The following is a 10,419-nucleotide window of genomic DNA, read 5'->3' on the forward strand; positions in this document are numbered from 1 at the left end:
GGCCCTTGTCGTACGCGCGGTTACGGCCTGCGGGCCGAGGTGACCCGGTAGACGTCGTAGACGCCCTCCACGCCGCGTACGGCCTTCAGGACGTGCCCGAGGTGCTTCGGGTCGCCCATCTCGAAGGTGAAGCGCGAGGTGGCCACCCGGTCACGGGAGGTCTGGACGGCCGCCGACAGGATGTTGACGTGCTGGTCCGAGAGGACGCGGGTGACGTCCGAGAGGAGCCGCGAGCGGTCCAGGGCCTCGACCTGGATGGCGACGAGGAAGACCGACGACTGGGTGGGCGCCCATTCGACCTCGAGGATGCGCTCCGGCTCCCGGGAGAGCGACTCGACGTTGAGGCAGTCGCTGCGGTGCACCGACACTCCGCTGCCCCGGGTGACGAAGCCGATGATCGGGTCGCCCGGTACGGGTGTGCAGCAGCGGGCCAGTTTGACCCAGACGTCCTCGACGCCCTTGACGACGACACCGGGGTCGGCGCTGGAGCGGCGCTTGGCGCGGCCGCGCGAGGGCGGCGCGGTCTCGACGAGGTCCTCGTTGGCGGCCTCCTCGCCGCCGAGGGCCTGGACGAGCTTCTGCACGATGGACTGGGCGGTGACATGGCCCTCGCCGATCGCCGCGTACAGCGAGGAGATGTCGCTGTAGCGCATCTCGTGGGCGAGGGTGACGAGCGAGTCGCCGGTCAGGATCCGCTGGATCGGCAGGTTCTGCTTGCGCATGGCCCGCGCGATGGCGTCCTTGCCCTGCTCGATCGCCTCGTCGCGGCGTTCCTTGGAGAACCAGGCCCGGATCTTGTTGCGGGCCCGCGGGGACTTGACGAAGCCCAGCCAGTCGCGGGACGGGCCGGCTCCGGGGGCCTTGGAGGTGAAGACCTCGACCAGGTCGCCGTTGTCGAGGGTCGATTCGAGCGGGACGAGCCGCCCGTTGACCCTCGCCCCGATGGTGCGGTGGCCGACCTCGGTGTGGACGGCGTAGGAGAAGTCGACGGGAGTGGCGCCGGCCGGCAGCGCTATGACGTCGCCCTTGGGGGTGAAGACGAAGACCTCGTTGCGGGACAGGTCGAAGCGCAGGGACTCCAGGAACTCGCTGGGGTCCTCGGTCTCCTTCTGCCAGTCGAGGAGCTGGCGCAGCCACGCCATGTCGTTGAGGTGGTCGTCCTTGCCGGTCTTCTTCGGCACGTCGGCGCGCACCTTGGAGGCGCCGGCGACGGCCTCCTGCTTGTACTTCCAGTGCGCGGCGATGCCGTACTCGGCCCGGCGGTGCATGTCGAAGGTGCGGATCTGCAGTTCGACGGGCTTGCCGTTGGGTCCGATGACCGTCGTGTGGAGCGACTGGTACATGTTGAACTTCGGCATCGCGATGTAGTCCTTGAACCGGCCGGGGACCGGGTTCCATCGCGCGTGGACGGTGCCGAGGGCGGCGTAGCAGTCGCGGACCGTGTCGACGAGGACGCGGATGCCCACCAGGTCGTAGATCTCCGCGAAGTCACGGCCGCGGACGATCATCTTCTGGTAGACGCTGTAGTAGTGCTTGGGGCGGCCGGTCACGGTGGCCTTGATGCGGGCGGCGCGCAGGTCGGCCTGGACCTCGTCGGTCACTATCGCGAGGTATTCGTCCCGCTTGGGCGCGCGCTCGGCGACGAGCCGGACGATCTCGTCGTACATCTTGGGGTAGAGGATCGCGAAGGCGAGGTCCTCCAGCTCCCACTTGATCGTGTTCATGCCGAGGCGGTGCGCCAGCGGGGCGTAGATCTCAAGGGTCTCGCGGGCCTTCTTCTCCTGCTTCTCCCGCTTGAGATAGCGCATGGTGCGCATGTTGTGCAGCCGGTCGGCGAGCTTGATGACCAGGACGCGCGGGTCCTTGGCCATGGCGACGACCATCTTGCGCACGGTCTCGGCCTGCGCGGCCTCGCCGAACTTGACCTTGTCGAGCTTGGTGACGCCGTCGACGAGCAGGGCGACCTGGTCGCCGAAGTCGCGACGGAGGGTGTCGAGGCCGTACTCGGTGTCCTCGACGGTGTCGTGGAGCAGTCCGGCCATCAGGGTCGCGGGGTCCATGCCGAGCTCGGCGAGGATGGTGGTGACGGCCAGCGGGTGGGTGATGTACGGGTCGCCGCTCTTGCGCTTCTGGCCGCGGTGCCAGCGCTCGGCGACCTGGTAGGCGCGCTCGATCTGGCGGAGCGTCGCCGTCTCGATCTTCGGGTCGTTGGAGCGGACGATCCGCAGCAGCGGTTCGAGGACCGGGTTGTACGGGGAGGAGCGCTGGACGCCCAGGCGGGCGAGGCGGGCGCGCACGCGGTTCGAGGAGCCCCCGGAGCGGGCCGGGGCGGCCGGCGCGGGTTTGGCCGCGGGGGGCTGTGCCGGTGCTGGAGCGGGTGCCACGGGCGAGGTGCTGCTCTCCGCGGGCTTGTCCTGGGGCATGGCGGGGCCCGCCGCGGCCTTCTCGGCCTGCTGGTCGGGCTGCGCTGCGGAGAGTGGCTGGGCCTCGTCTGGCAAGAGCGCTCCTCGTGCGTACCGGGTCCCCCGGTCAGGCCCGGAAAGCCCATGGTATCGAGCCGGGAGCCCGGTTGCTCACGCGTGTGGCCGGTACGACGGCCGCTGTCGGCGTCCGGGGTCCCGATCGGGGACATACCGGGAGAACAAGGCGGGGCGCCCCGGGGATTCCCCCGGAGCGCCCCGCTCCGTACGTGCCACGGCGTCAGACCGTGATCAGCGCCTCCAGTGGGGCGCCGCCCAGGGCGGGCTCAAGCCGGGCCCGCCCGGCGAGGAAGCCGAGCTCCATGAGGACCGCGACGCCCGCGACCTCGGCGCCGGCCCGCCGGATGAGCTCCAGCGACGCCTCGGCGGTGCCACCGGTGGCCAGGACGTCGTCGATGACCATGACGCGGTCGCCCGCGGCCAGGTCCTCGGCGTGCACCTCGATCTCGGCGGTGCCGTACTCCAGCTCGTACGCCTGCTTCAGCGTGGCGCCGGGCAGCTTGCCGGCCTTGCGGACCGGGACGAAGCCCAGGCCCGCGCGGACCGCGACCGGCGCGGCGAGGATGAAGCCGCGCGCCTCGAGACCGACGATCTTCGTCGCGCCGTGCGTGACGCACAGCGCGGCGAGGCTGTCGGTCAGGGCCGTGAACGCCACCGGGTCCGCGAGCAGCGGAGTGATGTCCTTGAACAGCACTCCCGGCTTGGGGTAGTCGGGGACGTCCCTGATCCTGCTGAGCAGCAGACCGGCGGTGTCCTGGGCCTCCGTCGTCATCCGCGGCGCTCCGAAGGCCGTCCGCGGCGGGCGCGCTGCCCGACGACGGCGGTCTCCGCCGCCTCGTCGAAGCCGTCGTCACCGTCGTCACCGTCGTCGTCGGCCCCGTGGGCGCTGTCGTCGGCGTCGAGGGACTCGCCCTTGGCGGCCGCGGCCGCCCGCTTGGCGAGGACCCGCTTCTTCATCGCCTTGATCGCCGGGTCGCGCTCCTTGAGGTCGGCGACGAGCGGGGTGGCGATGAAGATCGACGAGTACGCACCGGCGGCGAGACCGACGAAGAGCGACAGCGAGATGTCGTTCAGCATGCCGGCGCCGAGGACGCCGCCACCGATGAAGAGCAGACCGGCGACCGGCAGCAGGGCGACGACGGTGGTGTTGACCGAACGCACCAGGGTGCCGTTGATCGAGCGGTTGGCGATCTCGCTGTACGTCCAGCGCGTCTGCTTGGTGACCCCCTTCGTGCCCTCCTTGAGGGAGTCGAAGACGACCACCGTGTCGTAGAGGGAGTAACCGAGGATGGTCAGCAGACCGATCACCGTACCGACCGTGACCTCGAAGCCCACGAGGGAGTAGATGCCGACGGTGATCGTGAGGTCGTGGATCAGGGCGATGAGCGCCGCGACCGCCATTCTCCATTCGAAGGCGATGGCCAGATAGATCACCACCAGGATCATGAAGATCCCGAGGCCCGTCCATGCCTTGTTGGCGATCTGCTCACCCCAGCTGGGGCCGACGAGCTCCGCCGCGATCTTGCTCTCCTCGACCTTCAGGTCCTTGGCGAGCTGCGAGCGGACCTTGTCGGACTGCTCGGTGTCCAGACCGCCGATCTGGATGCGCAGGGTGTCGTTGCCGACCTCCTGCACGATCGCGTCGTGGCCGGACGCCTCTTCGGCGTAGTGGCGGGCGTCGGTGACCGAGACGGATGTCTTCGGCGTGGTGAAGAGGGCGCCGCCCTGGAACTCGATGCCCATGTTCAGCCCGCGCACCGCCAGGCCGACGATGGCCGTGATGGTGATCAGGATGGACAGGCCGTACCAGATCTTGCGGTTCTTGATGAAGTCGTAGCCGACCTCACCTCGGTGGAGCCGGGCGCCGAGATCTCCGAGCTTCGACATCTCACGCCTCCTTCGGGTCGACGGGGGCGGAGACACGGCGGGAGCGACGCAGCGGCGGCTTGGCACCGAGCCGCTTCGGGTCGAGCCCGGACCACGCGTGGCCCTCACCGAAGAACTTGGTGCGGGCGAGCAGCGACATGAGCGGCTTGGTGAAGAGGAACACCACGACCACGTCGAGCAGGGTGGTCAGGCCGAGCGTGAACGCGAAGCCCTGGACCTTGCCGACGGTGACGGCGAAGAGCACCGCGGCGGCGAGGAACGACACGAAGTCGGAGACCAGGATCGTGCGGCGGGCACGCGGCCAGGCGCGCTCGACCGCGGGGCGCAGCGTGCGGCCCTCGCGGACCTCGTCGCGAATGCGTTCGAAGTAGACGATGAACGAGTCCGCGGTGATACCGATGGCGACGATGGCGCCGCAGACGGCCGGCAGGTTCAGCGCGAAGCCGATGGCCGGGCCGAGCAGGGACATGATCACGTACGTGAGGAGCGCCGAGGCCGCGAGGCTGAGCAGGGCGATCAGCGACAGGCCGCGGTAGTAGACCACCAGGTAGAGGACGACCAGGGCCAGACCGATGCCGCCGGCGATCAGACCGGCCTCCAGCTGCTCACTGCCGAGGGCAGCGGTGACGGTGTCGACGCTCTGGGTGTCGAAGGAGAGCGGCAGGGCACCGTAGGACAGGATGTTGCCCAGGTCCTGCGCGGACTTCTGGGTGAAGTTGCCGGAGATCTCGGCGTTGGCGCTCAGCGTGGTGCGCACCGACGGGGCCGAGACGACCTCGCCGTCCAGGACGATCGCGAACTGGTTCTGCGGCTCCTGCTGCGTCGACAGCTTGCTGGTGATCTTCTGGAACTTCTTGGAGCCCTCGTCGGTGAACTCCATGTTGACGATCCACATGCCGCGCTGCTGGTCGAAGACGCCCTGGGCGTCCTCGACGTCCTTGCCGCTGACCTCGGCCGGGCCGAGGATGTACTTGGCGTCACCCTCGGTGCCGCACGCGACGGTCGGCTGCTCCGGCGGGACGATGCGGGCCGGGTTGGGCACGGCCTTCTTGTCGCCGGACTTCTCGGCCTTGGGCGTGCAGTCGAGCGCCTCGAACTGCTTCTGCAGCTGCGCGGTGGCCGGGTCGGCCGGAGGCGTGGGCGCCCCCGTGGGGTTCGGGGACTTCGCGGCGTCCGGAGAGGCGGTGCCGCCGGGGGTGGTGGCGCCCGGGCTGGGCGCCTTCTTCAGGGCCTCGCTGACGGCACGGCCCTGCGTGGTGGCGCTCGCGGAGGGAGAGGCCGTGTTGCCCTGGCCGCCCTGCTTCGTGGCCTCGGCCGACGGGCTCGCGGAGGAGCCGGCGGACGGCTTCGCGGACCCGGACGGCGTGGGGCTGCCGGACGGCACCGGGGCCGTCGGCGTGCTCGGGGCCCAGGTCAGTACCGGTCGGAAGTACAGCTGAGCGGTCGTACCGACCTGCTCACGCGCCTGCTTCTCGTCCACCCCTCGGGGGATGTTGACGATGATGTTCTCGCGGCCCTGGGTCTGGACCTCGGCCTCGGAGACACCGAGACCATTGACACGGCGGTCGATGATGCCGACCGCGGTGTTCATGTTGGTCTCGTTGACGGCGTCTTCCTTGCCCGGCTCCGCCTTGGCCTTGAGCGTGATCGACGTACCGCCCGCGAGGTCGATGCCGAGGCGCGGCGTGGTGTGACCGGACCAGAACATCCCGCCCGTGAGCGCGACCATGGCGATCAGGATCAGAGCCAGGGCACGCCCCGGCCTCCCCTGTCCCCCCGCCGGCCTTCGGCCCTTCTTCGGTGCTGCCACCTTGTCGTTTCTCCCTGTCCAACCGTCCCGCGCCGGGTGTGCGCGTACGGCCACGAAATGTGTGTGGGGACCTGCCCCCGCAGACGTGGAACCGTGCCGGGGGACCGCGGACGCCGGTGGGCGTCCTCGCGGTCCCCGGTCGCGACTACTTCGCGTCCGCCTCGCCGTCGGCCTTGCCGTCCTTCTTGACCTCGGTGTCGGCCTCGGCCGTGTCCACCTTCTTGGTCAGGTCGGGCTTGGCCTCCCCCGAGACCTCCGCGGCGTCCTCGTCGCCGTCCTCGACCGACTCGGTCAGCGAGGAGGCGTCGTCGGGCACGACCGCGGCGTCCGCGTCGTCGCCGTGGACGATCCGGTTGTACTCGGCGTCCTCGAGGACCGCGCCGATCGCGTTCTTGGCGTAGACGGCGTGCACGCCGGGCGCGACCTCGAGGAGGACGGTCTCGTCGCCGACCTCCTTGACGGTGGCGTACATCCCCCCGATCGTCCGTACGCCGGTGCCGGGCTGCATCTGGTTGCGCATCTCCGCCGCCTGCTGCTGCTTCTTCTTGGCAGAGCGGGTCATCAGGAACATGGCCCCGATGAGGACGATGAAGGGGAGGAGGGTCACGATACTCACGGGACGGGTTTCCTTCGCACGGACGCGGAGAAACCGCGGCCTGATCTTCGGGGGTGGGCGTGCCGACCAGAAAGGTCGGCATCGGCGGAGTCTAGGCGAGTCCGCATCGATGGAACAACGTCCAGCATCGCACCGCGGTTCCTCGTCCGGCGAGTCTCCGCGCCGTCACGCCCCGAAGAGCCCCTGTTGTCCCGTTCCCGTGCCGTTCCCCGCGCCCCCCGGGCCCGCTGCCTGCGGCGGAACGAGGCCGAGATGCGTCCACGCCGCGGGGGTGGCGACCCGGCCGCGGGGCGTGCGCGCCAGCAGTCCCTCGCGTACGAGGAAGGGCTCGGCGACCTCCTCGACGGTCTCGCGCTCCTCGCCGACCGCGACCGCGAGCGTGGACAGGCCGACCGGTCCGCCGCCGAAGAGCTTGAGCAGGGCCTGGAGGACGGCCCTGTCGAGCCGGTCGAGGCCGCGGCTGTCCACTTCGTACACGCCGAGGGCCGCGGCGGCGATCTCCCGGGTGATCACGCCGTCGGCCCTGACCTGGGCGTAGTCCCGGACGCGCCGCAGGAGGCGGTTGGCGATGCGGGGCGTGCCACGGGAGCGGCCGGCGATCTCGGCGGCGCCCGCGGTGTCGATCTCGACGTCGAGGAGCCCGGCGGAGCGGTGGATCACGCGCTCGAGCTCGGCGGGCTCGTAGAACTCCATGTGCCCGGTGAAGCCGAAGCGGTCGCGCAGCGGCGGCGGCAGGAGTCCGGCGCGGGTGGTGGCGCCGACCAGGGTGAAGGGCGGCAGTTCCAGCGGGATGGCGGTGGCGCCGGGGCCCTTGCCGACGATCACGTCGACGCGGAAGTCCTCCATCGCCATGTAGAGCATCTCCTCGGCGGGCCGGGACATCCGGTGGATCTCGTCGAGGAAGAGGATCTCGCCCTCCTGGAGGGAGGAGAGGATCGCGGCGAGGTCGCCGGCGTGCTGGATGGCGGGGCCGGAGGTGATCCGGATCGGGGCGTTCATCTCCGCGGCGATGATCATCGAGAGGGTGGTCTTGCCGAGGCCGGGGGCGCCGGAGAGCAGGACGTGGTCGGCGGTCGCGCCGCGCTGGCGGGCCGCCCTGAGGACCAGGTCGAGCTGCTGGCGGACCTTCTCCTGGCCGACGAACTCGCTGAGGTCCTTGGGGCGCAGGGCGGCCTCGACGGCCTGGTCGTCGCCCTCGGCCGAGGCGCCGACGATCCGCTCCTCGGCTGCGGGTGCCGTCTCGTCGTCCCAGTTCACGGTGTCTGCCTTCTCGGTGGTGGTGCTGTGTGCGTCGGCGCGGGGGGGTACGGGGCGGGACCGCTGCGCGCGGCGGCTTCCCCGCAGGGCTATCTGGCCCGGTTGAGGGTCTGGAGGGCCGCGCGCAGGAGTTGCGGGACCGGTGCCGTGCCGCCGGCGGCGATCGCGGCCTCGGCCTGCGGTGTCACCGCCGACACCGCCTCGTCCGCCTCGCGGCTGGCGTAACCGAGGCCGATGAGCGCGGCGGAGAGCTGTTCCGTCCACGGCGCCGGGCCGGAGGCCACCGCGCGCTGGGTGCCGGCGAGTTCGCCGGTGCCGAGCGGCCGGCCGAGCTTGTCCTTCAGTTCCAGGAGGAGCTTCTGGGCGCCCTTCTTGCCGATGCCGGGCACGGCGGTCAGCGCTTTCTCGTCGCCGGTGGAGACGGCGAGGCGCAGCGCGTCCGGGGAGTGCACGCCGAGCATGGCCTGGGCGAGGCGCGGTCCGACCCCGCTCGCGGTCTGGAGGAGTTCGAAGACCTGCCGCTCGTCGTCGTCCGCGAAGCCGTACAGGGTCAGGGAGTCCTCGCGTACCACCAACGACGTGGCGAGGCGGGCCTCCTGACCGATCCTCAGCTTGGCGATGGTGTCGGGGGTGCACTGGACGGCCATGCCGACGCCGCCCACCTCGATGACCGCGGTGGTGGGGGCGAGCGCGGCGACCGGGCCGCTGACGAAGGCGATCATGCGGAACGGCCTTTCGATGCGTGGTGAGCGGCGACCGCCTGCTGGAGGCGGTTCTGTGCGGGGGCCCGCCAGATGTGGCAGATGGCGAGGGCGAGCGCGTCCGCCGCGTCGGCCGGCTTGGGCGGGGCGGAGAGCCGCAGCAGCCGCGTGACCATCGCGCCGACCTGGGCCTTGTCGGCGCGGCCGCTGCCGGTGACGGCGGCCTTGACCTCACTGGGGGTGTGCAGGGCGACGGGGATGCCGCGCCGGGAGGCACAGAGCATGGCGACGGCGCTGGCCTGCGCGGTGCCCATCACCGTACGCACGTTGTGCTGGCTGAACACCCGCTCCACGGCCACCATTTCGGGATGGTACTCGTCGATCCAGGCCTCGATGCCCTGTTCGATGAGGACGAGCCGCGCGCCGATCTGGTCGTCCGCGGGGGTGCGCACGACTCCGACGCCGAGCATGGTCAGAGAGCGTCCGGCCACGCCGTCGACGACTCCCACGCCGCACCGCGTCAGTCCGGGATCGACACCCAAGACACGCACAGCTCCTCCATCCCTCGGTAACCGCCTGAAGGCTACCGGCTGCCGCTGACACCACGGCCGACCACGCTCTCCCGCGGCCCGACGGGCGGCGACCGGGGCCGCGTATCTTCCTTGCCGCCATGATCGACAGTCACTATGATCAAGGACGTTCGCACGTTTGACCGACGTGTGAATGTTCGAATCTCAACAACACAACTCAGCAGGGGGACACATGCGCCGCATGTCCAAGATCGGCGTCACGGGCGCCGCGCTCGCGCTGGCCACGGTCGGCCTCAGCTCGCCCGCCCAGGCGGCTTCCTCGGAGATCCACCGCGGAAAGACCGGCTGCTTCAGCTGGTCCTGGGCCGAGGGCTGGACCACCACCACGGTGTACTACCGCAACACCTGCTCCTACGAGTCCTCCATCAACATCTGGTGGCAGGACGGCAACACGAGCAGGATGAAGAAGGTCACCGCCAAGGGCGGCGCGTCGGGCAGCGTCAAGAACCGGGGCGACTTCAAGCGGGTCGACTGAGTCCGAACCCGCATCCCGCTGATCTCTGACTCTGATCTCCGACCAGCCGGGATTCCGAAGAGCGGCCCGCCGGTGTTCCGGCGGGCCGCTTTCTCGTCCGACGGAAACTGGCCGGACCGACGGAGTATCCGTCGGTCCGGCCAGTTCTGTCCGCGGTGCGCGCCTTCGTCAGGCGTCGACCTTCTCCATGACCTCGTCGCTGACGTCGAAGTTGGCGAAGACGTTCTGCACGTCGTCGCTGTCCTCGAGCGCGTCGATCAGCTTGAAGATCTTGCGCGCGCCCTCTTCGTCGAGCTCGACCTGCATGGTCGGGACGAAGCTGGAGTCGGCGGAGTCGTAGTCGATGCCGGCCTCCTGGAGGGCGGTGCGGACCGCGACCATGTCCGTGGCCTCGCTGATCACCTCGAAGCTCTCGCCGAGGTCGTTGACCTCCTCGGCGCCCGCGTCGAGCACCGCGCCGAGGACGTCGTCCTCGGTCAGCTCGCCCTTGGGCAGCACGATGACGCCCTTGCGGTTGAACAGGTACGAGACCGAGCCCGGGTCGGCCATCGAGCCGCCGTTGCGGGTCATGGCGACGCGGACGTCGGAGGCGGCGCGGTTGTC

The 10,419-nt window shown here is 70.3% G+C and carries 10 protein-coding genes; 1 reads left to right on the forward strand and 9 read right to left on the reverse strand.

Translation table 11 applies throughout. The features are described from left to right. Positions 1 to 20: 20 nt before the first annotated feature. From ACIRB4_RS13275 to ruvC, 8 genes are all read right to left on the reverse strand, one after another. Positions 21 to 2,498, reverse strand: a complete 2,478-nt coding sequence (locus tag ACIRB4_RS13275; RefSeq protein ID WP_403290693.1) for a RelA/SpoT family protein — start codon at positions 2,496 to 2,498, stop codon at positions 21 to 23. Positions 2,499 to 2,700: 202 nt separating this feature from the next. Beyond that, the gene (locus tag ACIRB4_RS13280; protein WP_403290695.1) at positions 2,701 to 3,252 is read right to left on the reverse strand and encodes an adenine phosphoribosyltransferase; all 552 of its coding nucleotides are present in this window, start codon (positions 3,250 to 3,252) and stop codon (positions 2,701 to 2,703) included. Then, a complete protein-coding gene (gene secF / locus ACIRB4_RS13285; protein ID WP_403290697.1) occupies positions 3,249 to 4,367 on the reverse strand; it encodes a protein translocase subunit SecF in 1,119 nt (372 codons plus the stop codon). Before secF ends, ACIRB4_RS13280 begins: the two co-directional genes overlap by 4 nt. A 1-nt stretch (position 4,368) precedes the next feature. Then, positions 4,369 to 6,177: a protein translocase subunit SecD gene (gene secD, locus ACIRB4_RS13290; protein ID WP_403290699.1), complete on the reverse strand. Its 1,809-nt coding sequence runs from the start codon at positions 6,175 to 6,177 to the stop codon at positions 4,369 to 4,371. Between the two features lie 145 nt (positions 6,178 to 6,322). Continuing rightward, positions 6,323 to 6,793, reverse strand: coding sequence for a preprotein translocase subunit YajC (gene yajC / locus ACIRB4_RS13295; RefSeq protein WP_403290700.1), 471 nt, complete (start codon positions 6,791 to 6,793; stop codon positions 6,323 to 6,325). Between the two features lie 165 nt (positions 6,794 to 6,958). Then, positions 6,959 to 8,050, reverse strand: a complete 1,092-nt coding sequence (gene ruvB / locus ACIRB4_RS13300; protein ID WP_403290702.1) for a Holliday junction branch migration DNA helicase RuvB — start codon at positions 8,048 to 8,050, stop codon at positions 6,959 to 6,961. A gap of 89 nt (positions 8,051 to 8,139) precedes the next feature. Further along, positions 8,140 to 8,772 (reverse strand): Holliday junction branch migration protein RuvA, encoded by a 633-nt coding sequence (gene ruvA, locus ACIRB4_RS13305; RefSeq protein ID WP_403290703.1) that lies wholly within the window; start codon positions 8,770 to 8,772, stop codon positions 8,140 to 8,142. Next, positions 8,769 to 9,302, reverse strand: coding sequence for a crossover junction endodeoxyribonuclease RuvC (gene ruvC, locus ACIRB4_RS13310; RefSeq protein WP_403290705.1), 534 nt, complete (start codon positions 9,300 to 9,302; stop codon positions 8,769 to 8,771). The genes ruvA and ruvC overlap by 4 nt, the downstream gene beginning before the upstream one ends. 211 nt (positions 9,303 to 9,513) lie before the next feature. On the opposite strand from ruvC, the gene ACIRB4_RS13315 reads away from it, so the two are divergent. Then, positions 9,514 to 9,816: a hypothetical protein gene (locus ACIRB4_RS13315; protein ID WP_403290708.1), complete on the forward strand. Its 303-nt coding sequence runs from the start codon at positions 9,514 to 9,516 to the stop codon at positions 9,814 to 9,816. Positions 9,817 to 9,984: 168 nt separating this feature from the next. Here the strand turns inward: ACIRB4_RS13315 and ACIRB4_RS13320 are convergent. Further along, positions 9,985 to 10,419: YebC/PmpR family DNA-binding transcriptional regulator (locus ACIRB4_RS13320; protein WP_403290711.1), on the reverse strand; the 435-nt coding region annotated here is incomplete at its 5' end.

The sequence above is a fragment of the Streptomyces sp. NPDC093600 genome (assembly GCF_044764755.1).
In the GTDB taxonomy this organism is placed as follows: Bacteria; Actinomycetota; Actinomycetes; order Streptomycetales; family Streptomycetaceae; genus Streptomyces.